We start from the raw sequence: 23,702 nt of genomic DNA, 5'->3' as shown, positions 1-23,702 counted from the left end.
ATGACCTGCGTCCCTCCTGAACTGGCCGCCAACCGCGCCGTCAGCCTGCCGGAACTGCTGACCAGCCGCGAGTGCCGCCAGGCACGGCAGCAGGCGTGGCAGGCTCAGCACGCTTCCACGCTGCTGGTGCTGACGCTGGTGGTGCCCGGTGCGGTAAAAGACAGTGCCCTGACCCGCAACATCTTCAACCTCGGCTGGCAGGCGCTGCAGCAAATGGGGCGTGAGCAAAACTGGCACTGCCTGCAGGCGGAAGCGCTGGCGCTTTCCACCGGTTGCGAAGGGTTTATGGCGCTGCAGGCCGATGCCCAACGGGTGAAAGACTGCGCCATGCAGTTGGAGGTTCAGCAGCCGATAGGTCGGCTGTGGGATATCGACGTGCTGGATCCCGAGGGCCGTATTTTATCGCGCCGCGATCTGGGGCTGGCGGAGCGCCGCTGCCTGCTGTGCAGCCAGCCGGCCAAAATCTGCGCCCGTCAGCGGCGACACAGCAGCGAACAGCTGCTGCAGGAAATGGAAAGGATGCTCAATGATGCGCTCTCAACCCGTTGAACTCGCCCGGTGTAGCCCATCGGCGCCGGTCAGTGGCTTTGCCCATGCCGCCTACCGCGCCCTGTTGGTCGAAGTGAACCTGACGCCCAAACCGGGGCTGGTGGATCGCCACAACAACGGTGCCCACCGGGACATGAACATCGGCCATTTTTACCGCAGCGCCCGCGCTATCGGCATCTGGCTGCCGCGCTTTGTCCGCCAGGGGCAGGAAGACGCCCGTTGCCCGGCTGCCGAGCAGTTGGTCAGGCTGCGTCCGCTGGGGCTGGCCTGCGAAAACCACATGTTCCAGGCCACCGGTGGCGTCAACACCCATAAAGGCAGCGTATTTTCCCTCGGCCTGTTGTGCACCGCTTTCGGCCGCCTGTCCCAGAGGCCGCAGCCTATTGACGCCGCCACGCTGTGCGCCGAAGTGGCGTCGATGTGTCGTGGGCTGGTGGCACGCGAGCTGCAACAGCGCAATGCGTTGCAGACCGCCGGCCAAAGGCTGTTTGCCCAACACGGCCTGAGCGGCGCGCGCGGCGAGGCAGAGTCCGGCTTCGAGCGGGTGATTAACGGTGCGCTGCCGCTGTACCTGCAACGGCTGAACGACGGGTGCGATGAGCAAACGGCGCTGATGGACAGCCTGCTGTGGCTAATGGCCAACAACGATGACACCAACGTCGCCTCACGCGGCGGTCTCGAAGGCCTGCGTTGGTTGCAGCGGCGTGCCGGCGAACTGCTGGCGCAGGGGGGAGCCCAGGGCAAGCAGGGCATAGCACGCCTGCGGCAATTCGACGTCGAGTGCATTCACCGCAATCTCAGCCCAGGCGGCAGTGCCGATCTGTTGATCGTCACCTGGCTGCTGGCGCAATTACCGAATTCCACTAAGCCCGCCGCCTTTCAAGCCACAACTTGGAATCCCTAGGGCATAGCTAAAAAAATAACCCGTCTTCAGGAGAAACTTATGTCCGAAACCAAGGAAAAAATCTGGAAAGCGCTGGCGCCGCTGTTGGTGCTGGCGATCCTGCTCTGGATACCCACGCCCGACGGCATGCCGCCGCAGGCCTGGCGCTACTTCGCCATTTTTGTGGCGATGATTGTCGGCATGATCCTGGAGCCGATCCCGGCGACGGCGATCAGCTTTATCGCCGTGACCCTCAGCGTGCTGAGCGCCAACTGGGTGCTGTTCGGGGCGCAGGAATTAGCGGAGCCGGGCTTCAAGGCCGGTAAAGAGGCGCTGAAATGGGGGCTGGCCGGATTCTCCAGCACCACCGTCTGGCTGGTGTTCGGCGCATTTATCTTTGCGCTCGGCTACGAAGCCACCGGGCTGGGGCGACGCATTGCGCTGTTTTTGGTGAAGTTTATGGGCAAGCGTACCCTGACGCTCGGTTATGCGGTGGTGATCATCGATATCCTGCTGGCACCTTTTACTCCGTCCAACACCGCCCGTACCGGCGGCACCGTGTTCCCGGTGGTGAAAAACCTGCCGCCGCTGTTTGATTCCTTCCCCAACGATCCCTCCTCACGGCGCATCGGCGGTTACCTGATGTGGATGATGGTGGTCGGGACCAGCATCAGCTCCTCGATGTTCGTCACCGGCGCCGCGCCTAACGTGCTGGGTATCGAGTTCGTCAGCAAAATCGCCGGCGTGCATATCAGCTGGATGCAGTGGTTCCTGGCCTTCCTGCCGGTCGGCCTGCTGCTGCTGGTGATTGCGCCGTTGATTTCCTATTACCTGTACAAACCGGGCGTTACGCACAGCAGCGAAGTCGCTTCCTGGGCCAATAGCGCGCTGGGGGAAATGGGCAAGCTGACGCGCAAGGAGTACACGCTGATTGGCCTGGTGCTGCTCAGCCTGTGTCTGTGGGTGTTTGGCGGCAAGATATTGGATGCCACCACGGTCTGTTTGTTGGCGGTATCGCTGATGCTGGCCTTGCACGTAGTGTCGTGGAAGGACATCACTAAATATTCCAGCGCCTGGAACACCTTGGTGAACCTGGCGACGCTGGTGGTGATGGCCAACGGCCTGACGCGCTCCGGTTTTATCGACTGGTTCGCGCTGACCATGAGCACCCATCTGGACGGATTCTCGCCGGATATGACGGTCGTGGCGCTGGTCCTGGTGTTCTACTTCGCTCACTACCTGTTCGCCAGCCTGTCGGCGCACACGGCAACCCTGCTGCCGGTGATCCTTGCCGTCGGTAAAGGCCTGCCGGGCGTGCCTATGGAGCAGCTGTCGATGCTGCTGGTGCTGTCGATCGGCATCATGGGCGTGCTGACGCCGTACGCCACCGGTCCTGGGGTTATCATTTACGGCTGTGGCTACGTGAAGTCGAAAGACTACTGGCGGATGGGCGGTATTCTGGGCGTGGTGTACATCGCCGCGCTGTTGTTGATCGGCTGGCCGATCATGCGTTTGTGGATGTGAGTTTCTAAATTATCGGCGGCCCTCGGCGAAGGGCCGCTGAGCAGACCTTTCCCTGTGATGCTCATCACACACTTTCGGCGTTAACCTCTCCATGATAGCGAAGCAATAGCTAACACATTAAAAATAATCACAATCCTGGAGCCTCTGCGGATGAAAAGAAAAACTTTATTGCTGTGCTTGCCGTTATTTATGACCGGGACTGCCTTGGCGGAAACCAACGACTATCAATTGGATCAGGTGCTGGTGATGAGCCGCCATAACCTGCGTGCGCCGCTGGCCAACAACGGCAGCGTATTGGCGCAGTCCACCCCTAAAGCCTGGCCGGCCTGGGACACGCCGGGTGGTCTGCTGACCACCAAGGGCGGGGTGCTGGAAGTGTATATGGGCCACTACTTCAATGCGTGGCTCAAGCAAACCGGAGTATTGCCGCAGGAAGGCTGCCCGACCGCCGGCAGCGTTTACGTCTATGCCAACAGTTTGCAACGCACGGTGGCGACCGCGCAGTTCTTTACCAACGGTGCTTTCCCCGGTTGTGACGTCAGCGTGCATCATCAAGACAAAATGGGGGAGATGGATCCCACCTTCAACCCGATCATCACTGACAACAGCGAACCTTTCAATCAGCAGGCACTGGGGGCAATGAACGCCGAACTGGCCTCGTTGAAGCTGGACGCCTCCTACAAGCAATTAGAAAAAATCATCGATTACAAAGATTCCAGCGCCTGTAAAACCGACAAGCACTGCGATCTGACCAAAGAAGCCAGCAAAATGAGCGCAGTGCCGGGCAAAGAGCCGGGTGTGGCCGGGCCGCTGCGGGTAGGGAACTCGCTGGTGGACGCCTTTATGCTGCAATATTACGAAGGCTTCCCAATGAAGGACGTGGCCTGGGGCAAAATCACCACGCCACAGCAGTGGAAACAGTTGGCGCAGTTGAAGGACGGCTATCAGGACTCGCTGTTTACCTCGCCGGTGGTGGCGCAAAACGTGGCCAAACCGCTGCTGACGTATATCAACGGCGCATTGATTGGCGAGCGCAAGCCGGATTCGCCGAAGGTAACGGTGCTGGTGGGGCACGACTCCAACATTGCCTCCCTGCTGTCGGCGATGGAGTTCAAGCCGTACCAACTGCCGCATCAATATGAGAAAACGCCGATTGGCGGCAAGCTGGTGTTCCAGCGCTGGCACGATAAGAAAAACGATCGCGATTTGCTGAAAATCGAGTACGTGTATCAATCCACCGACCAGTTGCGCAATGCCACTCCGCTGACGCTGAAAACCCCGCCACAGCGCGTGACGATGGCGTTAAAAGGCTGCCCAATCGATAAGCAGGGCTACTGCGCCTGGAGCGACTTCGAAAAAACCATGAAAGGGATTCTGTAATCCCGTCGTGCCTCTCCTTCGGTAACGGGGGAGAGGAATAATCATTGTTGCTCAGGAGCTCGGCGTCTAAAATTAGCGTTCTGCACACCCAATATGGACAACCCGTGTTCTCTTCTTTTATCCCCACCTTTGAACGGTTGAACCTGGACGATTACCCGGGGCAGGTTGCCCGTTGCCGCTTTTCTGTGGCGCACTACCAGGATGATTGTTTCGCTGCCATTGGCATGGCGCTCCCCGAACATCTGGCGCGTGCGGTGCCAAAGCGGCGGGCGGAATATCTGGCCGGGCGTTATCTGGCGCGGACCTTGTTGGCACCGCTGGGTTTTGCGGATTTCACGCTGTTGCGCGGCGAAGACCGGGCACCGCAGTGGCCGCCGGGTATCGCCGGTGCGCTCAGCCACAATGCGGGCACAGCGCTTTGCGCGGTGCATCCGGAACCCGGGTTGGGCGGCGTGGGGCTGGACGTTGAAACGCTCATTCCCGCCGCGCGTGCGGAGGAGCTGCAGCGAGCGATCGTTAGCGAGGCGGAATCTGCCCAACTGCGCACTCATTCACAGCCATTTAACCACCTGCTGACCTTGGCCTTTTCCGCCAAAGAGAGCCTGTTCAAAGCGCTATATCCGCAGGTGCGCTGCTATTTTGACTTTCTCGACGCACGCCTGGTCACGCTGGATACGCAACGACAGACGTTCGAATTGGAACTGCTCAAAACCCTTACGCCGCAGTGCCATGCAGGTCGCCGTTTCTGCGGCCGTTACTGGCAGCAAGGTGACGATGTCACAACTTTTATTTATTTATAAATCAAACAAATAAAGCCAAAGATTCGGCGTTGCACTGTCACATTTTCCGGTGGATTCGCCTGCGACGCAGCAGGTGGCTGGCCCCTTCCGACACCAACAGCAGCACCGCCAGCCAGATAGGAATATAGGTCAGCCATTCATCCCGGCCGATGCTCTCGCCAAGCAGCAAGGCCACCACCACCAACAGCACCGGCTCCACATAGCTCAGCAGGCCGAACAGGCTGAACGGCAGCAGACGGCTGGCCAGGATATAGCACACCAGCGCAGCGGCGCTGATCACCCCCAACAGCGGGATTTGCCAATAAAGTGCCGGGCTGATGCTCAACGCCGCCAGTGGCCCGTTGCCCCCGAAAGCGAACCAGGCGGCGACCGGCAGCATCAGCGTTAGCTCACACCACAAGCCACCCAGGTTGTCGGTGCCGAAACGGCGACGCAGGATAAAGTACACCGGGTAGCCCAGCGCCACCAGCAAGGTGGTCCAGGACACACCGCCGACCTGATACAACTCGTTGCCGACGCCGATAATGGCGCAGCTGACCGCCAGTTTTTGCAGCAGCGAAAGGCGATCGCGGAAGATCAGGCGTCCTGCCAGCACCATGGTCAGCGGCAGCAGGAAATAGCCGAGCGATACCTCCAACGCCTTGCCGTGCAGCGGTGCCCAGAGAAACAGCCAGAGTTGAACCCCCAGCAGCGCCGAACTCAGCGGCAGAAACAGCAGGCGGCGCGGCCGCTGTTTTATCCAACTCAAGGTCTCGCTGACCTTGCGCCAGTCGGCGGAAAGCACCATAAACAGCGTCAAAAACGGCACCGTCAGCAGGGTACGCCAGCCAAAGACTTGCTCACCGTCAAGCGGGGTCAGGGTAGAGGTGTAGTAATACATCACGCCGAACAATACCGAGGCGATGACGGAAAGAACGATCCCTTTAATCACATGCGATCCTGAAAAGTTATTGATTTTATTGCCGGTACTCTAGAGAAGTTTAGCGCTAACAACAATGCGGCGCATCAGGCTGGACAATCGCCAACGGCAAGTTAAAATAAACACTGTGTATTAATACAGGTGTTTTGTCATGACCCTCGATCTTTTTGAAGACTCCGTGCCGCCGCCGTGGCGGGAACAGATTGCGCCAGGCGCGGTGGTGATGCACGGTTTTGTGCGCGATCACGGCCCAGAACTGCTGGCGGCGGTGCATGGGGTGATTGCTCAGGTGCCCTGGCGGCACATGACTACGCCGGGCGGTCATGTGATGTCGGTGGCGATGAGCTGGTGCGGCAACGGCTGGAGCAGCGACAGCCGCGGTTACCGCTATTCGGAGCGCGATTCGCGCAGCGGCAAACGTTGGCCGCCGATCCCGGATATCCTGATGGCGCTGGCGGATGAAGCGGCACAGCAGGCGGGCTTTGCCCCGTTTGTACCGGATTCCTGCCTGATGAACCGCTACGATCCGGGCAGCAAGCTGTCATTGCATCAGGACAAAGACGAGCATGATTTCGGTTCGCCGATCGTTTCCGTTTCCCTCGGGCTGCCGGCGGTATTCCAGTTCGGCGGCATGCAACGTAGCGATCGGGCCCAGCGCATTCCTTTGGCGCACGGCGACGTGGTGGTGTGGGGCGGCCCGTCGCGGCTGTGTTTTCACGGCATTATGCCGATCAAGGAAGGCTACCATTCGCTGGTGGGGCCGCACCGTATCAATATCACCTTACGCAAGGCGCTTTAGCTGCGGCTCTTTCGCCAGGCAGGCCACCAGATAGTCGATAAACACCCGCAGCTTGGGCGGCAGGTACTGATTGGGGGCATACAGCAACCACAGCCCGCCGTGGTAGCTGCTGAGGAAATCCCATTGCGGCAGCACCTGCACCACTTCGCCGTCGTCCAGCGCCTGACGGGCGGTAAAGTACGGCAGGCTGCCAATGCCAATGTGCTGTTTCACCGCATCCAGCCGCACGCCGGTATGGTTGGCGGCGTAGCGCCCACGTACGTTGACCGTCACCGTTTTCCCGGCCTGGCGGAATTTCCAACGGGCGTCGTTCGGCGTTTCACCCAGATAAATGCAGCTGTGCTGCGCCAAATCCTGCGGATGCTGCGGCGTTCCCTGCTGTGCCAGATAAGCCGGTGTGGCGCACAGCAGGTGGTCGATGGTCATCAGTTGGCGGCCAATCAGCCCAGGGGAAGGGCGTTCGGTGATGCGCAGCGCCAGATCGACCCGATCATCAATCAAATCCATATAGCGGTCTTCCAGCCGCAGGCGAACGTCTACTTTGGGATAGCGGCGTAAAAACGCCGGTATGTGCGGGTGCAGCACATAACGCCCCACCGCCTTGGGCACGCTGACGCTGACCAAGCCTTCAGGCTCTACTGCACCGCGCCCGCTGAACTCCATCACAGAGTGCGCGGCGTCCAGCATGCTGCGGCAGCGTTGAAATACTTCTTCGCCCTGTTCGCTTAGCCGCAATTTGCGCGTGGTGCGGTGTAGCAGTTGCAATGCTAACGCCTGTTCCAGTTTAGCCACGCTGCGGCTGGCGGCAGAGGGGGATGTGCCCAGTCGACGGGCGGCGGCGGAAAAACTGCCGCTCTCGACCACCTGGACAAACACGGCCATTTCGGCCAGCAGCGAATGAGAGAGATTTGTGCTCACAGCGCAAAGGTCCATTGTGTTATTGACGGATTATCCTTTGATTATGGCATGAATATAATGGGCTCTCTAATCAGGAGAAAAACCATGACCGAACGGCTTTATTATTACAGCGACGAATTACAGGGCGCAGCGCAGGTGCTGGCCTGTACCCCGATGGAAGAGGGTGGATACGCGATAGAGCTGGACGCCACATTGTTTCACCCGCAGGGCGGCGGACAACCGGCCGACGGCGGTAAGCTTGGCGGCATCCCGGTGCTACGCGTGGCGCAGCAGGGCGACAAGGTGCTGCATTTCACCGCCGAACCGTTGGCCGCAGGGCCGGTGAGCGTGCAGATTGATGGCGAACAGCGGCGGTTGCATACCCGTTGGCACTCCGCCGGGCATCTGATCGGCTGGCTGGGGGAAACCCGCGGCTGGCAACCGGTGAAGGCGCACCACTGGCCGGGCGAAGGGCGGATCACTTTCACACCGGGCGCGGAGCCACAAACGCTGGATCAGGATTTTCTTCAGGCGGAGCTGGCAAGGCTGATTGCGGCAGACCTTCCGCGCAGACAGGTGGCGGTTGACGGCCTGCGGCAGGTGGGATTTGGCGAACTGCCGACCTATGGCTGCGGTGGCACCCATGTGCCCTCGCTGGCGGAGCTGGGCGCGGTAAACATCACGGCGCTCAAAGTGAAAAAAGGCCAGTTGATTGTGCAGTACGCGCTAGATTAAAACGTCGTCCGGGTGGCTATTTCGCCGGCCCGGCCTGCCGCAGCATGGTGCAGAACGCGCACTGGCATCCCGCCTGCGGCAGCGCCGCGCAGGTACCGATATTGACCGCCTGCGCGTCCATCGCGTGAAAACCGTAAAACATATTCTCCAGGCTGTTTTCCGCTGCGCGCGCCTGTTCAGGCCGTGGCTCGGGCACCTTGGACTGAAACGCGGCGGCCCGACCGGCCAACAGGCCAAGGAACAACAGCGAAAGATGAATTTTCATTTTCGTCTCCACGATGTGATTTCTGATACGTTATAACAAAACACCCATTCTGCCAACCGTCGCTGCCTTGTGCATTTTCCGCCATAGGTTAGCGAAATTAGTTCGTTCAACTCCCCGCCGATTTGGTTTGTTATCTAATCCATAACATTCCGAAATAAAGAAGGCGTGGCACACTATGTTTAAGTTCTCTTTCAATAGATTAACCAGCGGAATAACAGTGGCATTGGGCTTGACTGTGGCGGCTACTCCGGCGCTGGCGTCGGTGCAGGGCGGCACGCTGATCTACCTGGAACAGCAGGCGCACACCAACCTTTATCCGCCTTCCGGCGGCTTCTACCCCAACGGCGGCATCCTCAACCAGATCACCGACAAGCTGACCTACCAGAACCCAAAAACGCTGGAGATTGAGCCGTGGATCGCCGAATCCTGGAGCAGTAACGCCGACAAAACCGAATACACCTTCAAGCTCCGGCCGGGCGTGACCTTCTCGGACGGTACGCCGCTGGACGCCAACGCGGTGGCGAAGAACTTCGATACCTATGGCCTGGGCAACAAAGAGAAACGTCTGCCGGTCTCCGAGGTGATCAATAACTATGACCACAGTGAAGTGATCGATCCCTTGACCGTGAAGTTCTACTTCAAGCGCTCTTCGCCGGGTTTCCTGCAGGGTACTGCCACCATAGGGTCAGGGCTGGTTTCTCTCAGCACCTTAAACCGTAATTATGACGAATTGGGTGACGCGCGCCATATCATCGGCTCCGGCCCATTCGTGGTCAGTGCCGAAACGCTGGGGCGCGAAGTGGATCTCAGCGTGCGCAAAGATTACCGCTGGGGCCCGGCCAGGCTGACGCAGCAGGGGCGCGCCAATCTGGACGGTATCAAGGTGATCGTGACCGGCGAAGACAGCGTACGTATTGGCGCATTGCAGGCCGGGCAGGCGGACTTTATTCGGCAGATCCAGGCCTATGACGAGAAACAAACCCAGGATCAGGGTTTCACTATCTACGCCGCCCCAACGCGCGGCGTCAATGACAGCGTGGCCTTCCGGCCGGACAACCCGTTGGTGAGCGACCTGCGCGTGCGTCAGGCATTGCTGCACGCCACCGACAGCAAGCAGATCGTCGAGACGCTGTTCTCCGTTAACTATCCGCAGGCCAAATCGGTGATTGCTTCTTCCGCCGCCGGTTTTGTCGACCTTTCCGCCAAACTGAAATTCGACCCGGCGCTGGCTAACCGCCTGCTGGATGAAGCGGGCTGGAAAAAGGGCGGCGATGGTCTGCGTGAGAAGGACGGCAAAAAACTGTTGCTGAACGTTTATGAATCGCTGCCGCAACCGCAGAACAAGGCGGTGCTGCAGCTGGTTTCGCAGCAGTGGGGCAAAGTTGGCGCGCGCTTGAACATTCTGGCAGGCGACGCCGGCAGCAAGGTGGCGGATAACCTGGATCCGCAGAAAACCCCGGCGGCGGTGGTGGAAGTAGGACGGGCCGATCCGGATGTGATTAAAAGTCAGTTCTACCCGACCAACCGCGATGCGCTGTTACAGCAAGGCGGGACCGGCAAAAACAGCGCATTTAAAGATGACAAGCTGAACGCGCTGCTGCTGGGCATCGCCTCAGAGGTGGATGCCCAAAAACGCCTGCAGATTGCCGGCGAGGCGCAAAACTACCTGCTCGATCAGGCCTACGTGATCCCGTTCTTCGAAGAGCCGCAGGTGTTTGCCGGAGCGCCTTATCTCAAGGGCGTAAGTTTTGAAGCGGTCGGCCGCCCGAGTTTCTACGGCGCCTGGCTGGAAAAACGCTGAGGAGGCCATGATGAGCCGATATCTGGCACGGCGTATCGGGCAGGCGCTGCTGGTGCTGTGGGCGACCTTTAGCCTGTCGTTTATCTTACTGCAGGTGCTGCCGGGTGATGCCATTCTGATTAAGTTTCAGAACCCGGACATGGGCCTCAGCCCGGCGCAGATCGCCGATATGCGCGCGGCCTATGGCGCCGATGTGTCGCTGTGGCAGCAGTATCTGCATGCGCTGGGCAACGTGCTGCGCGGGGACCTCGGCTATTCCATTCAGGCCGGCGTGCCGGTGACGGAGCTGTTGGCCACCAACTTGCCCGCCACGTTGCAACTGGCGCTATTGGGGTTTTCGCTGGCGCTGATTCTGGCGTTGGCGTTGGCCTTTATCTCCAATTTGACCCGCTTTGGCTGGCTGAGGTCATTGCTGCAGTCGCTGCCATCGCTGTTTGTCTCGGTGCCGACTTTCTGGTTGGGCATTGTGCTGATCCAGCTGTTTTCTTTTCGGCTCAAGCTGATCCCGGTGATCAATCCGGAAGAGTGGGAAGGGCTGATCCTGCCGATTGTGACGCTGGCAATACCGATTTCCGCCCCGCTGGCGCAGATCCTGATCCGCAGTATCGACCAGGTACAAACCCAACCCTTTGTCGCCGTGGCCCGTGCCAAAGGCGCCAGCCGCAGCCGGGTGCTGTGGCGGCACGTGGCCCGTAACGCCATGCTGCCGGTGCTGACCATCGCCGGTATTTTACTCGGCGAACTGATCGCCGGCGCCTTGATCACCGAAACCGTGTTTGGCCGCAGCGGGCTGGGGCAACTCACCTTGCAGGCGGTACTGAATCAGGACGTCGCGGTGCTGCAAGCGATCGTGGTGATTTCCGCCGCCGCTTTCGTCACCCTCAATCTGCTGGTGGATCTGCTGTTCCCGCTGCTGGATCCGCGATTGAAAACCCATACAGGAGCCGCCGTATGAGCAGTATCTCGTTTGAGAAATCCAGCGTGCCGGAGCGCGATCTGGGCGCGGTGGAAAGCGAAGGCACTTTGCCAACGCACCGTCCGCGCCGCCGTCGTGTACCGCTGACGCTGTTGCTGGCCTGGGCGGTGATTGCCATTGCGGTGCTGTGGGCGCTGGCACCGCAGCTGTTCACGGCCTACAGCGGCACCGAAGGCATTGCCGGGGCGCAGCGTTTGGCACCGGGGGGCGAACATTGGTTGGGCACCGATCAACTGGGGCGCGACCTCTATGCGCGCATTGTTTATGGCGCTTCGCAGACGCTGTCCGCCGCGCTGGTGGCGGTCGCTTTAGGCCTGCTGTTGGGCACCGCGCTGGGGCTGATTGCCGGAGCGGTGGGCGGCATCGCGGATGACGCGGTGATGCGCCTTGTCGACGTGTTGCTGTCGATTCCCGGTCTGCTGCTGTCGTTGAGCATCATTATTTTGCTGGGCTTCGGCACGGTAAATGCCGCCATCGCGGTGGGGATTACCTCGGTAGCGAACTTTGCCCGCCTGGCACGCGCCGAGGTGGTGCGGGTACGCCACAGCGATTACGTCGAGGCGGCCTATGGCAGCGGCGGTACCTTCTGGGCGGTGCTGTGGCGGCACATTTTGCCGAACTCGTTAACCTCGGTAATTGCCTTCTCGGCATTGCAGTTTGGCAGCGCGATTCTGGCGATTGCCACCTTGAGCTTCCTGGGTTACGGCACGCCACCGCCGACGCCAGAGTGGGGGCTGCTGATCGCCGAAGGGCGCAACTATATTTCCACCGCCTGGTGGCTAACCACCTTCCCGGGGCTGGCGGTCGTGGCGGTGGTTCTGGCGGCCAACCGCATCAGCCGCGCATTGGGGAGAACGCCAGTATGAGTATTCAGAGCGCATTACAACGGGCGAGCGCCACACCACCGGTACTGGAGCTGGAACAGGTTTCGATCGCCTATCAGGGCGCGGCTGGCAATCAGCGGGTGGTGCATCAGGTGTCGTTTGCCATTCAGCCTGGGGAAGTGGTGGCGCTGGTCGGCGAGTCCGGTTCCGGCAAAACCACCACCGCGCAGGCAATCATTGGTTTGCTGACGGAAAACGGTCGCCTGGAGCAGGGGGCAATACGGCTGAACGGCACCGACATCAGCCACTGGTCATCAAAGCGTCTGGATGCGGTACGCGGGGCGCAAATCAGTTTGATCCCACAAGATCCTTCCAGCTCACTCAATCCGGTGAAAACCATTGGCGATCAGGTGGCAGAGATCATCAACATTCACCGTCGGCTGCCGCGCAAGCAGCTGCAGCAGCGGGTGGTGGCGTTGTTGACCCGCGTCGGTTTGACGCATCCGGAGCTGCGGGCGCGTCAGTATCCGCACGAGCTTTCCGGCGGCATGAAACAGCGGGTGTTGATCGCCATTGCCATTGCGCTGCAACCGGCGTTGATTATCGCCGATGAGCCGACCAGTGCGCTGGATGTCACGGTGCAAAAACGCATTCTCGATCTGATCGACGAACTGCGGCAGGAGTTTGGCACTGCGGTGCTGCTGGTGACCCACGATCTGGCGGTGGCGGCGGAACGCGCCGATCGGCTGCTGGTATTTCGCCATGGCCGGGTACAGGAGCAGGGAGTGACTGCCGAGGTGCTGCGCGCCCCCGCCAGCGACTATACCCGCCGGCTGTTTGCTGACGTGCCCTCATTGAGCCGTGCAGTGGTGCCGCAACCCGGTCACCGCACGCAGGAGCTGGCGATCCAGGTCAATGGGCTGGTGAAAGATTTCCCCCTGGCCGGTAGCGGTGGCAAAACTTATCGGGCGCTGGACCAGGTGTCGTTCAGCGTGCCTGGCGGCACTACCCATGCGCTGGTGGGGGAGTCCGGCTCCGGTAAAACCACATTGGCGCGCTGCCTGCTCGGTTTCCAACGGCCGGACGCCGGGCAAATCATTATCGACGGCGTCGACTTTACGCGCTTGAAGGGCGAGTCATTGCGCCAGTTCCGCCGCCGCATTCAGCTGGTGTATCAGAACCCATTCGGTTCGCTCGATCCGTCCCAGACGTTGTATCAGGTGATTGAAGAGCCGCTGCTGAATTTCGAGCCGCTGACCCAGGCCGAGCGCTATCGCCGGGTGCGAGATTTGTTTGAACGCGTGGCGCTACCGAACGAATTGCTGAGCCGTAAACCACGCGAACTTTCCGGTGGCCAGCGACAGCGGGTGGCGATCGCCCGGGCGCTGGTGCTGCAGCCGCGGGTACTGGTGCTGGATGAAGCCACTTCGGCATTGGATGTCACGGTTCAGGCGCAGATCCTGCGGTTGCTGCAGGATTTGCAGCAGGAGTTGGGGCTGACCTATTTGTTTATCTCACACGACCTGGCCACGGTAAGGCAGATCTCCCACAGCGTTTCGGTGTTGCACCGCGGCGTGCAGGTGGACAGCGGGGCGACCGATGAGCTGTTCGCCATGCCGGGCAGCGATTACACACGCCAGTTGATTGAGGCCATTCCCGGCCGTCAGTTTTATGCCGAACAGCCCCAGATTGAGGATGCATTCTATGAGCAGTAAAAGACTCGGTTTTTTCACCCGGCTGCTGGATCAGGGCAGCGCGCAGCAGCGTTACCGGCTGGCGACCGAACAGATCGTGCATGCCGAACGGGCCGGCTTTGACAGCGCCTGGGTGGCGCAGCACCATTTTCATGAGGATGAGGGCGGCCTGCCTTCGCCGCTGGTATTTCTGGCGCAGGTGGCGGCGCGAACCCGCCATATCCGGCTCGGCACCGGGGTGATCACGCTGCCGATGGAGTCCGCGATTCGGGTGGCCGAAGACACTGCGGTGTTGGATCTGCTGTCCGACGGCAGGCTGGAAGTCGGCATCGCTGCCGGCGGCACGCCTTCTTCGTTCAGCGCCTTCGGTTTCGACGCCGCACAGCGTCACGCGGTGTTTGCCGACAATTTCAGTACCCTGCTGCGAGCCTGGCGCGGTGAGGACCTGGGTGGCGAAGATAACCGCCTGTATCCGGCGGCACCGCAGTTGGCCGAGCGGGTCTGGCAGGCGACCTTCTCGGTGGAAGGCGGCGAGCGCGCCGGGCGGGCCGGGGACGGCCTGATGCTGTCGCGTACCCAGCCGCGCCCGGCAGATGCGCCGGATTTGCCGCTGGACGAATTGCAAAACCCGATTATCGACGCCTATCTGGCGGCGCTGCCGCCCGGCATTGCGCCGCGCATTATGGGGTCGCGCACCGCGCTGGTGACCGACCATGGCCAACAGGCGCGGGACTTTGCCGCCAAAGGGTTGAGCCGAGGGCTTGAGCGCCTGCGCGCCAGTGGCCACCGGCCGTCCGACGAGTCGCTTGATGGGCTGATCCGCGCTTTTGACGTGCACCTTGGCACCCCGGAGCAGGTGATTGCTTCATTGCAAAAAGACAGCGCGCTGGCGCGAGTGACCGATTTGGCATTCCAGGTGCACTCTATCGATCCGCCGCACGCCACCATCCTGCGTTCTATTGAGTTGATCGCCCGCCACGTTGCCCCGGAGCTGGGCTGGCAACGCCGCAATCCCGCATCCGTCTCCTACGAACATCACGCTGAGGAAAAGGTATGACTGCAACATTGCTCCCTAAAGATTTGCTGGCTGAGCTGGCAGAGATCGCCCCCAATTCTGCATTGGCTCAGGCCAGAGCTACCCGACAAGCGGCGACAGATGCGATTCAGGCCAGCTATCTGGCGCTGTTCTCACCCGCTGATGCCGGCGATTTCCCCGTAGTGCAACGGTTGCAGCTCGCGCAGCGCATCAGCGAATGGCATGCGGACAAGCTGCTTGCTGCACACTACGGTACCTTGTTGCAGCAGGAGGGGGGCGTTCAGCCTGGCCCGCATTTGCAGGCAGCGTTCGATCACGCCGAAAGACTGGCGTTCAAACCCGCCAGCGCCGACGCGCAGCATTTGCAGGCATTGCAACAGGCCGGCTGGACGCTGGACGCTATCGTCACCCTGTCGCAGCTGATCGCCTTTGTTAGTTTCCAGAGCCGCTTGCTGACGGGTTATCGGCAGCTTGAAGGAAAACCACTCGAAAGCTCCGGCGGAGCACCCGTCAGGGCTGGCGGGTGGCGTACCGAATCCGTGACTCTTGGCGGCCGCCACGCACCACCGGTGTTTACCCGCCAAGAACTGGGTTGGGAGCCCTGGATTGCTGCCAAGCCGCTGGCAGAGTTTGATGAGCAAGGCCAGGCGCTTTTGACGCGCTTCGGGCACAGCGACTCGGATTATTTCCGCCTGCTGGCGCGTAACCATCCGGTGCTGGAGCAGAGAACGTTGGCGGATCGCGCCATTTTCTACACGCCGGGTGGGTTGGAACGTAAGGATCGCGAGCTGGCGGCAACGGTGGCCAGTAAGGTGAATGGCTGCATCTATTGCGCTTCGGTGCATGCCCGCAAGGCGGCGCAGTTGTCCAAGCAAACGGATGAGGTACAGCGGCTGCTGGATGTGGCCCCGGGCGGCATTTTGAGCGAGGGGCAAGGGGAGCCGTGGCGGACTCAGATAGACTTCGCCGCTGCGCTGTCCGCCACGCCGCCACAGGTCAATGCCGGGCATCTGGCGGCATTGCGCGAGCAAGGGTTGGACGAACTGGCGTTGCTGGATCTGGTGCAATCGACCGCGTTCTTCGCCTGGGCCAATCGGCTGATGCTGACGCTCGGCGAGCCTTTCGACGATCTATAAACAACCTTCAGCACAATCCACGTTAATGGGGCGAAAGTATTCGCCCCTAGGCAATTAAAGAATAATTATTACCGTTCCCTACAGGTTTTTAACTCGGTTAACAAATCCACACACCTCTTTTCGTTAACATTACGAAGAATTCAAAATGCAATAATTGCCCATGTTCATTAATGCTCAGATACTCAGCCCTACAATAAATCTAATGCGGTCAGGACAGTTTTGTTCGGCGCAAATACATTTTTACAGGGCAGGGATACGATGGGCAGTTTTCTTAAGCAGGTGTATCGTTATTCTCATTCACGGCCTTATCGGCACAATGAAAATCTCTGGCCCTACGTAAAAATCGAACGTGCAGACAGCGGCGAGATTGCCGAATTACATTATAAAAAGCAGACTGTTCCTATAGTGACGCTGTCAGCTGTTAAAGACAGCTGCAAGGGGCCCATATTATTGACCGCTACGGGGCCGTCGGTGAACGCCATTCGCTTTAGTGAACTGCCTGAGATGCCGGCCATCGGGGTCAATGGGGCTTTTAGTCTGAGCCAAAAGGTTAACTTTCGGTTTTATGTGATTGTCGATATGGGGTTTATCGATCGGCGGCCGGATATTATCGAAAACATTATTCAGGCGCCGGATTTAATCCTTTTTACCACGGTTCACGGCGTGGCGAAAATTATTGATTGCTTCACCCTGGCAGGCGTCAAATGCCGGTTTTCAGTGGTTGAGGACGCGAGCTGCAAAATTTACAGCCCCCAAATTCCTCTCTCGGCATTGTGGGACCATTATCACAAAGACCGCAGCGTTTTTTTCTCGCCTGGCAACAAAACCATCGCCTTCAGCCACGATATTCGACACGGAGTTTTTGATGCCGGCACGGTAGTGTATTGGGCTTTTCAGATCATTGCCTTTCTTGGGTTTAAACAGCTATTTATTGCCGGGCTGGATATGAATAATTTTAATTTGCCGCGTTTTTATGAAACTCATGAAAATAAGTTGCCGACATTTTTGCCGGAGAAGGTCGATGACCTGATTATTCCGGCATTTAGCCATGCCGGTGAGAGAATGAAGATGAGAAAAATGGTGATTAGAAACTTTTCATTAAACAGCGCAATAGATACCGGTATTTTTGAAAAGGTTGATAGTAATGATTTTTTCAAAAATAATTGAGTTCACCGAACGACTCTCTTTTTACGCCATGCTGGCCTTTTCTTTTTTTAGCGCCATTTTTTGCGGTTTTACCCGGGTCAATAATTTATTCCACATCGCGGCATTCTTTTTTCTGCTGACGCTGGCCACACGCCCCGGAGTTCGCTCGGCCTGGCTTAACCGGCGTGCCGCAAGCGCGGGAATGGCGCTGGCAGCCTGCTTTCTTGCCTATTATGCCGTCAGCAATCTTTGGGGCGGCACGCCGGATGATACGGCATCTACCCTGACGCACGGCGTTTATATCCTGCTCTATCTGGCCTTGCTGGTCACCGTATTGGAAAGTCCGGAGCGCAACCTGCTGCTTTGCGCCGTGATCGCCGGCATCACGCTGCTGTGTTTGTATCTGGCGTGCGTTGATTTCCGCGAAATTTATTCTCTCCGAGAAACTTCCGGAGCCAACCCTGGCCCGCGCAACGTGATCGACCTGGCCGGCTATGCGGCGTTGGGCATCATTCTAAGCCTGATGGTGTTCCGTGATACCGGGAAGAAAAGGGCGCTGTCAGCGATCCCGCCGTTGTTCGCTTTTATGGTGTTCACCCAAAGTCGCGGCCCCCTGATGGCCTTATTGGCGGCGTTGGCGTTAACCACCTCCTATCTGGCGCTGAATAAAAAATCGCTGCTGGCCATTGCGGCCGCGGTGTTATTTGCCGTGGGTGCAGTGCTGTTTTCACCAATCGGTGAAATGTTGATTACGCGTTTTGAAGAGCTGTATCAACAGAGCTTTGTGCGGATGAGCATCTGGCGGCACAGCCTGTTGCTGGTCGAACAGGCACCGTTCTTTGGCTATGGCTTTGATAAGCAGCTGACCTTTACCAATTACACCGGCGAGTTTATTCATACTACCCATAGCCTGTATTTGGGAGCGTTGCTCAAAGGCGGGTTGGTGGGGTTTTGCCTGTTTGCCGCTTTATTGACGTTTGGCGCACAGCTAGCCGTGCGTCATCTCCGGGCCGGTCGCCGCCTGGAAGCGGCTTTGTACCTGTTTATGCTGATTTTCTACTGTTCACAGGGCATGTTTGTCATCGCGAACCCGGCCGAGTTTTGGTACCTGTTTTGGTTCCCGCTGGCGATGGTCTTTGCCCAGCCTCCGCTGATTAGCCCACCGGCGCGCTAATTCTCAGCGCGTTCGTCACTTTTTCAAACACCTCATTTTCAGTGATGATGCTGAGCGGCTGTTGGCGTTGCGCGGCATTGAGCTTTTGTTCATCCACCGGGACGTACATCACCTGATGCAATTCACTGTTTTGATAGGGGCCGGTGTGCTGTGGATTGGCGGTAACAAACAGGCTGACGGTCGGTGTTTTCAGGGCGATGGCCAGGTGCAGTGGGCCGGTGTCGCCGGTGACCAGCACCTGCATGTTCGACATCACCGCCAGCAGTTGCGGCAGGGTGGTTTTGCCAATATGGCTGACCACGCGCAACTGCTCGGCTGCCGTCAGCCCCGCCATAAACGCCCGTTCAATAGACAGTTCTTTGGGGCTGCCGATTAATTCAATCTGGTGGTGCGGCGAAGATGCCAGCAGCAGTTTCGCCAGACGAATAAACTGCGCGACCGGCCAGCAGCGCAGCGTTTCAGAAGCGCCCATTTGCAAGCCGATCGAAATTTTTCCTGCGGCTTTAGCCACTGGCGAAAACTCGACAGGAATAAACATCTCGGTGTTGTCGCTTTGGCAGCCCAACTGAGCCACCAGATCCAGCTTGCGTTGAATCAGATGGCCGCCGGTGCTGCGGCTCACGCCACACAGCCAGGGCTCCATGCCGGTGGCTTTATTACCGTAAGCGTCTTTGAAGACATATTGGCAACCGGCAGTAATGGCGACCATCACATCATAAGGGGATTTGGAGTGCAGGATAATCGCCAACTGAGGCCGGTGTTGGCGCAGTTGGCGAATAACACCGAGCATGTCTTTCGCTTTATGATCCCAATAAATGACCTGATTAAAGCAACGGCTGGTCGCGACCAACTGTTTGTTCTTGTGGCTGGAAATCAGGGTGATGTTTGCCGCCGGGTAGCGTTCACGCACCGCTCGGATCGCCGGCGTGTTAAACATCAGATCGCCGAGGGCGCTGGTGGAAAAAATCACGATGCGTTCAAAAACCTGCTCAGGCTGAAAATGGGCCTTATCCTTAAAGTTGCCACCCAGCCGGGTATACATCCGCAGGCCAAGGTTGGCCGCCGCTATTTTCCACTGTTTTGACATCTTGTTCCGCTTTGGGTTAATGGGAATGCCGATTTGAACTTTGGCATCATATGACGTTTGTTCGGGTGGGCCAATGGGCGGCAATATCTTGCTACATATGCTTGCGCAACCTTGATAAAGGGGCAGCAGGCTGCCCCTTGGCGGCGTCAGTTTTGCCAAACCTGCGGGCTGCGCGGTGTATCCATTCGGTAGTCTGAATAGGGACGAGTGAAGATCTCGCGCCCCAACTCGCGGGCGGCCTGCAATGGGTTACGCGGATCGCGGCTGATTTCGCCCCGGCTGTTGCCCGCCCCCTGAACCAGCCCGACGAATTCGGAATGCGAATAGCGGCTGAACTCCTGAATTTGATGCACAATCCCCATCGCGGCACCGGGATAGGTTTCCTCCGAGGCCACCGCCAGCCCGATGCGTTTGCCGCTCATACGCCGATGCACCTGTTCCGCATCGAGGTAGGCGCTGGAGTAGTAGCTGAAAGAGCGGTCGAAAAAGGCCTTGGTTTGCGCCGACATGCCATACCAGTAAAGCGGGGTGCAGAACACCGCCGCGTCCGCCGGCAGAAAATGCTCCAGGAACAGTTCACCATAGCGGTCAGCAGGCGGAGCGGCGTGGCGCTCGTCCACCAAAAAACCGCTGATGTAATCGTCTAAGAAAAACAGGCTGGCGTCGGTGCCGGCCTCGGCGGCACCCGCCATAATGGCCTGGGCCAGGGCGGCACTGTTGCCGTCACGGCGTGGGCTGCCAACCAGGACGATAAGTCGCTTCGGCTGATGAGATGAATTCATGTCACTCTCCATTACTTGATCGTGGAATACGAGTGTCAATTTACGGTGCTTGCAGCGCGAGAGACAAATGACGGCTATTCTATCTGGGTGAGTTAAATTCATCTTAACGAGGCCGTACACCATGTTCGCCACGCTACCGGTTACCGCATTGCGCACTTTCGAATCCGCCGCCCGACTGCGTAGTTTTAAACAGGCGGCTTTGGAGTTGGCGGTGACGCCGACGGCGGTGTCGCATCAGATTAAAGCGCTTGAGCAGCAGCTGGGCTTTGCATTATTTGACCGAATACCGCGGGGGGTACAGCTGACGCCAAAGGGCGAGCGTTTGTTCGCCGGAGTACACGGCGCCTTGCTCGATGTGGCAACGGTGCTGGATGCCCTGCGACCGACGCCCAGTGCGGGGTCGCTGTGCGTTTCCGTTACCCATTCCTTCGCGGCGCTGTGGTTGGTGCCGCGCCTGGGGCGTTTTTATCAGGCCTATCCGCACTATTTGGTTCGTCTGGAAGCCTGCGCTGAGGTGATTGACCTGCAGCAGGACGCCAGCGTGGACATCGCCATCCGCTACAGCCGCGCAAATTACCCGCAGTTGCATCAGGCGGCGCGGCTGGAAGAAAGTTTTGGCGTTTACGGCGCTCCAGGACTCTGCGCGGCAGAGCAACCCACGCCAGCGCTGATCACCGTTCGCTGGCGTGATTCCACCCTGTATGAAACCGGCTGGCGCGACTGGTGTCGGGCCGCCGGAGTTGACTGGTGGCAGCGGCACACGACGCAGCGGGCTTATGACGAAGAGCATTATGCGTTGCAGGCGGCGGTGGCCGGGCAAGGGCTGGTGCTGGCCAGCTCGGTCATGGTGTCCGATCAGGTGCGCAATGGCCTGTTGGTGCCTTACCGGCCGGAAATTCGCGTGCCGGGGGCGGCCTACACCGCACTGTGCGTCCCCGGGCGTGAACGGCACCCGCCGGTGCGCGCATTTCTCGACTGGCTACAGCAGGAGCTTGGCGGCTGATGAAGAGCACAAAATAAAAGTTTTTCTGGCGTGCGGCATGGGAATATTGGATAAATTTGGTATTCCATTCCCATGAGAGAGATGTCCATGAGCCAGGCAAGAGTTTCCGATCATCCGATTGATGCGCAGTTTATTGAACGCTGGTCGCAGCGCGCGCTGGCGAATGATCCTATCGACGATACGACCCTGTTGAGCTTCTTCGAAGCGGCACGCTGGTCGCCTTCGGCGTATAACATCCAGCCGTGGCGCTTCGCTTATAGCAAGCACGGTTCGGCCAGTTGGGACAGCTACCTGGACTTCCTGATTGAATTCAACCGCGGCTGGGCGCAGCACGCTTCGGCGCTGGTGGTGATCATTTCGAAAACGACCAGCCTGAACGGCGAGAAGGAAGTGGATAACCCAAGCCATTCCTTTGATACCGGTGCTGCCTGGGCCAATCTGGCGCTGCAGGCGCATCTGAAAGGCTGGCTGACCCACTGCATGGGCGGCGTTCACCACGATAAAATCAAGGCTGCGCTCAACCTGCCGGATAACTATCAGGTGCATGGCATGGTGGCGATCGGCAAGGCGGGCGACAAATCCCTGCTGCCTGAATTCCTGCAGCAAAAAGAGATCCCTTCAGGGCGTTTGCCGCTGGAGCAGACGGTGGTGGAAGGGCTGAACTTTACCCTGTAATCGCTTTTTCTGAGACTGATCGGCCCGCAGGGTTCCCTCTGCGGGCTTTTTTATTGCCTTGCGTAGATGAGGTAAAACTTTGTGAGTATGTCCATGAGTGCGATGATCGCTATATAATATTTTATATAGCGATTGTTGAAAATTAGGGGAGGGTACATGGACAATCACTTCGGTAAGGGGCTGATGGCCGGGTTAGCCGCGCGGGACGCCAAGCCTGCTGCGCAACTGTCCCGTTTCTGTTGTGACTACAAACGTGGCTTTGTATTGGGCTATGCGCACCACCTGGCGGAAAGCCTGGGTGACGAAAATCAGGTTGCGTTCGAGGCCGGCTTGCTCTGCCGGGCTTACGATCTTAACGGCGAGATGATGAGTGAGTTCTTCACCGGCGGCAGCAACCGCCTGGCCGAAAAGTTTTTCTGCGCGGGGTACAACCGGGAAGGATAACCTTAAGCGCCGCCACGCTTTGGCCTGAGCGACTCAGGCCTTGTTCATCACCACCACCAAATAGATGCAGAGTTCAGCGCTTTCATTCTTGAACACGCAGTCGGTCGGTGGGCCAAGTTCCAGGCAATCGCCCTGGTCCATTTCATGGCGGGTTTCGCCTTCCTGAAACACCAGCGAGCCGGACAAAACCCAGATCAATTGCCGCATAAAGGCATAGGCCGAAGCCGGCATGGGGATCGCGGCCCCGGCGGGCAGTTCAATGCGCACCAGATCGAGCGGCATATCCGACTGCGGCGACACATGGCGACGCACGTAGCCGCTGTCGGGATCGACCCACAGCGGTTGGTCCTGCTTACGCATCAGCCGGCCTTCCTGCGTTTCCGCCCGGGCGATCAGTTTGGACATGCTCAGACCGAATGCGCCGGAAAGCCGCCCCAGCAACATCGCCGTTGGGCTACTGTCGCCGCGTTCAATTTTGTGCACCATCGCGCGTGAAACGCCGGCCCGTTCCGCCAGATCGGACAGCGACCAATGGCGTGCCTCACGTTCGATGCGGATCCTCGCGCCGATGCGCTGATTTAGGTTGTCTAATTTATTATCCATATCGTAGTATGATAGTAGACGGTCAACCAAGAGGTCAACATGCTTATCCGTAACGCGACTATAACCGATAGCGCAGGCATTGCCGCTATCTATAACGACGCCGTGCTGAACACCACGGCAATCTGGAATGAACTTAGCGTCGACGAGGCAAACCGCGCCGCGTGGATAACAGAACGGCAGGGAATGGGCTACCCGGTGCTGGTGGCGATTGACGCAGCGGGTGAGGTGATGGGCTATGCCTCATTTGGCGATTGGCGGGCGTGGGACGGCTATCGACACACCGTCGAGCATTCGGTGTATGTTCGGCGAGACAGCCGCGGCGGCGGGGTAGGTAAAACGCTGTTGATTGCGCTGATTGAGCAGGCGCGGGCGATCGGCAAACACGTGATGGTGGCGGGGATTGAATCCGGCAACCACGCGTCTGTGCAATTGCACATTAATCTGGGCTTCGAAATGGTAGGTCGCATGAGCGAAGTGGGTGCCAAGTTTGGCAAGTGGCTGGATTTGACCTTCCTGCAGCTGAAGCTCGACGACGCCAGCACCCCACCGAAGCGCTAATGGCACAGCGAA

At 58.9% G+C, this 23,702-nt stretch carries 25 protein-coding genes; 19 read left to right on the top strand and 6 right to left on the bottom strand.

Features of this window, described 5'->3' with window-relative positions; translation table 11 throughout:
• The 5 genes from citX (at nucleotide 1) to EBA31_RS17260 (ending at nucleotide 5,136) form a co-directional block, all read left to right on the top strand.
• Nucleotides 1-549: a citrate lyase holo-[acyl-carrier protein] synthase gene (citX, locus tag EBA31_RS17280; RefSeq protein WP_020827710.1), complete on the top strand. Its 549-nt coding sequence runs from the start codon at nucleotides 1-3 to the stop codon at nucleotides 547-549.
• Nucleotides 530-1,453: a triphosphoribosyl-dephospho-CoA synthase CitG gene (gene citG, locus EBA31_RS17275; protein ID WP_122080651.1), complete on the top strand. Its 924-nt coding sequence runs from the start codon at nucleotides 530-532 to the stop codon at nucleotides 1,451-1,453. Before citX ends, citG begins: the two co-directional genes overlap by 20 nt.
• Before the next feature lie 39 nt (nucleotides 1,454-1,492).
• Nucleotides 1,493-2,956 (top strand): anion permease, encoded by a 1,464-nt coding sequence (locus EBA31_RS17270; protein ID WP_020827708.1) that lies wholly within the window; start codon nucleotides 1,493-1,495, stop codon nucleotides 2,954-2,956.
• Nucleotides 2,957-3,106: 150 nt separating this feature from the next.
• On the top strand, nucleotides 3,107-4,336 hold the full coding sequence (gene agp / locus EBA31_RS17265) for a bifunctional glucose-1-phosphatase/inositol phosphatase (RefSeq protein ID WP_122079840.1): 1,230 nt from the start codon (nucleotides 3,107-3,109) through the stop codon (nucleotides 4,334-4,336).
• 104 nt (nucleotides 4,337-4,440) lie between these two features.
• A complete protein-coding gene (locus tag EBA31_RS17260; RefSeq protein ID WP_122079839.1) occupies nucleotides 4,441-5,136 on the top strand; it encodes a 4'-phosphopantetheinyl transferase in 696 nt (231 codons plus the stop codon).
• A gap of 37 nt (nucleotides 5,137-5,173) precedes the next feature.
• Here EBA31_RS17260 and rarD read toward each other — a convergent pair whose 3' ends face one another.
• A complete protein-coding gene (gene rarD, locus EBA31_RS17255) occupies nucleotides 5,174-6,067 on the bottom strand; it encodes an EamA family transporter RarD (protein ID WP_122079838.1) in 894 nt (297 codons plus the stop codon).
• A 139-nt stretch (nucleotides 6,068-6,206) separates the two neighbouring features.
• On the opposite strand from rarD, the gene alkB reads away from it, so the two are divergent.
• Complete coding sequence (gene alkB / locus EBA31_RS17250) at nucleotides 6,207-6,854, top strand: DNA oxidative demethylase AlkB (protein ID WP_020827704.1); 648 nt, start codon at nucleotides 6,207-6,209, stop codon at nucleotides 6,852-6,854.
• On the opposite strand, the gene EBA31_RS17245 is transcribed toward alkB, so the two are convergent.
• Nucleotides 6,837-7,772: a LysR family transcriptional regulator gene (locus tag EBA31_RS17245; RefSeq protein ID WP_201896224.1), complete on the bottom strand. Its 936-nt coding sequence runs from the start codon at nucleotides 7,770-7,772 to the stop codon at nucleotides 6,837-6,839. The two genes, alkB and EBA31_RS17245, sit on opposite strands and share 18 nt — an antisense overlap.
• A gap of 84 nt (nucleotides 7,773-7,856) precedes the next feature.
• Here EBA31_RS17245 and EBA31_RS17240 point away from each other — a divergent pair, with 84 nt between their 5' ends.
• Nucleotides 7,857-8,486, top strand: a complete 630-nt coding sequence (locus tag EBA31_RS17240) for a serine-tRNA(Ala) deacylase AlaX (protein WP_020827702.1) — start codon at nucleotides 7,857-7,859, stop codon at nucleotides 8,484-8,486.
• A 16-nt stretch (nucleotides 8,487-8,502) separates the two neighbouring features.
• Here EBA31_RS17240 and EBA31_RS17235 read toward each other — a convergent pair whose 3' ends face one another.
• Nucleotides 8,503-8,751: a hypothetical protein gene (locus tag EBA31_RS17235; protein ID WP_122079836.1), complete on the bottom strand. Its 249-nt coding sequence runs from the start codon at nucleotides 8,749-8,751 to the stop codon at nucleotides 8,503-8,505.
• A 175-nt stretch (nucleotides 8,752-8,926) separates the two neighbouring features.
• On the opposite strand from EBA31_RS17235, the gene EBA31_RS17230 reads away from it, so the two are divergent.
• The 8 genes from EBA31_RS17230 (at nucleotide 8,927) to EBA31_RS17195 (ending at nucleotide 18,538) form a co-directional block, all read left to right on the top strand.
• Nucleotides 8,927-10,552 (top strand): TIGR04028 family ABC transporter substrate-binding protein, encoded by a 1,626-nt coding sequence (locus EBA31_RS17230; RefSeq protein ID WP_041414747.1) that lies wholly within the window; start codon nucleotides 8,927-8,929, stop codon nucleotides 10,550-10,552.
• A gap of 10 nt (nucleotides 10,553-10,562) precedes the next feature.
• On the top strand, nucleotides 10,563-11,507 hold the full coding sequence (locus EBA31_RS17225; protein WP_122079835.1) for an ABC transporter permease: 945 nt from the start codon (nucleotides 10,563-10,565) through the stop codon (nucleotides 11,505-11,507).
• Entirely contained in the window at nucleotides 11,504-12,394 is an 891-nt protein-coding gene (locus EBA31_RS17220) for an ABC transporter permease (protein ID WP_115058480.1), read from the top strand. The genes EBA31_RS17225 and EBA31_RS17220 overlap by 4 nt, the downstream gene beginning before the upstream one ends.
• On the top strand, nucleotides 12,391-14,067 hold the full coding sequence (locus EBA31_RS17215; RefSeq protein WP_122079834.1) for an ABC transporter ATP-binding protein: 1,677 nt from the start codon (nucleotides 12,391-12,393) through the stop codon (nucleotides 14,065-14,067). Before EBA31_RS17220 ends, EBA31_RS17215 begins: the two co-directional genes overlap by 4 nt.
• Nucleotides 14,057-15,103 (top strand): putative FMN-dependent luciferase-like monooxygenase, encoded by a 1,047-nt coding sequence (locus EBA31_RS17210; protein WP_122079833.1) that lies wholly within the window; start codon nucleotides 14,057-14,059, stop codon nucleotides 15,101-15,103. Before EBA31_RS17215 ends, EBA31_RS17210 begins: the two co-directional genes overlap by 11 nt.
• Nucleotides 15,100-16,218: an alkylhydroperoxidase domain protein gene (locus EBA31_RS17205; RefSeq protein WP_122079832.1), complete on the top strand. Its 1,119-nt coding sequence runs from the start codon at nucleotides 15,100-15,102 to the stop codon at nucleotides 16,216-16,218. The genes EBA31_RS17210 and EBA31_RS17205 overlap by 4 nt, the downstream gene beginning before the upstream one ends.
• A gap of 258 nt (nucleotides 16,219-16,476) precedes the next feature.
• A complete protein-coding gene (locus tag EBA31_RS17200) occupies nucleotides 16,477-17,385 on the top strand; it encodes a sugar glycosyltransferase (RefSeq protein ID WP_122079831.1) in 909 nt (302 codons plus the stop codon).
• Nucleotides 17,363-18,538: an O-antigen ligase gene (locus EBA31_RS17195; RefSeq protein WP_122079830.1), complete on the top strand. Its 1,176-nt coding sequence runs from the start codon at nucleotides 17,363-17,365 to the stop codon at nucleotides 18,536-18,538. Before EBA31_RS17200 ends, EBA31_RS17195 begins: the two co-directional genes overlap by 23 nt.
• Here EBA31_RS17195 and EBA31_RS17190 read toward each other — a convergent pair.
• Nucleotides 18,519-19,625, bottom strand: coding sequence for a glycosyltransferase family 9 protein (locus EBA31_RS17190; RefSeq protein WP_122079829.1), 1,107 nt, complete (start codon nucleotides 19,623-19,625; stop codon nucleotides 18,519-18,521). The genes EBA31_RS17195 and EBA31_RS17190 overlap by 20 nt on opposite strands.
• Nucleotides 19,626-19,771: 146 nt before the next feature.
• A complete protein-coding gene (locus EBA31_RS17185; RefSeq protein WP_122079828.1) occupies nucleotides 19,772-20,407 on the bottom strand; it encodes a flavodoxin family protein in 636 nt (211 codons plus the stop codon).
• A 121-nt stretch (nucleotides 20,408-20,528) separates the two neighbouring features.
• Between EBA31_RS17185 and EBA31_RS17180 the strand changes: the two genes are divergently transcribed.
• The 3 genes from EBA31_RS17180 (at nucleotide 20,529) to EBA31_RS17170 (ending at nucleotide 22,529) form a co-directional block, all read left to right on the top strand.
• Nucleotides 20,529-21,410, top strand: coding sequence for a LysR substrate-binding domain-containing protein (locus tag EBA31_RS17180; RefSeq protein ID WP_122079827.1), 882 nt, complete (start codon nucleotides 20,529-20,531; stop codon nucleotides 21,408-21,410).
• Nucleotides 21,411-21,497: 87 nt separating this feature from the next.
• A complete protein-coding gene (locus tag EBA31_RS17175) occupies nucleotides 21,498-22,085 on the top strand; it encodes a nitroreductase family protein (RefSeq protein WP_122079826.1) in 588 nt (195 codons plus the stop codon).
• 156 nt (nucleotides 22,086-22,241) lie between these two features.
• Complete coding sequence (locus EBA31_RS17170) at nucleotides 22,242-22,529, top strand: DUF2623 family protein (RefSeq protein WP_122079825.1); 288 nt, start codon at nucleotides 22,242-22,244, stop codon at nucleotides 22,527-22,529.
• 33 nt (nucleotides 22,530-22,562) lie between these two features.
• Here EBA31_RS17170 and EBA31_RS17165 read toward each other — a convergent pair whose 3' ends face one another.
• Complete coding sequence (locus EBA31_RS17165) at nucleotides 22,563-23,132, bottom strand: XRE family transcriptional regulator (protein ID WP_116690177.1); 570 nt, start codon at nucleotides 23,130-23,132, stop codon at nucleotides 22,563-22,565.
• A 39-nt stretch (nucleotides 23,133-23,171) separates the two neighbouring features.
• On the opposite strand from EBA31_RS17165, the gene EBA31_RS17160 reads away from it, so the two are divergent.
• Complete coding sequence (locus EBA31_RS17160; RefSeq protein ID WP_122079824.1) at nucleotides 23,172-23,690, top strand: GNAT family N-acetyltransferase; 519 nt, start codon at nucleotides 23,172-23,174, stop codon at nucleotides 23,688-23,690.
• Nucleotides 23,691-23,702 lie beyond the last annotated feature (12 nt).

Origin of the sequence: Serratia sp. P2ACOL2 (genome assembly GCF_003691565.1) — a bacterium.
GTDB lineage: Bacteria > Pseudomonadota > Gammaproteobacteria > Enterobacterales > Enterobacteriaceae > Serratia > Serratia liquefaciens.
The sequence above is the reverse complement of the archived record's forward strand: the minus strand, read 5'-3'. Positions and strand labels throughout refer to the sequence as shown.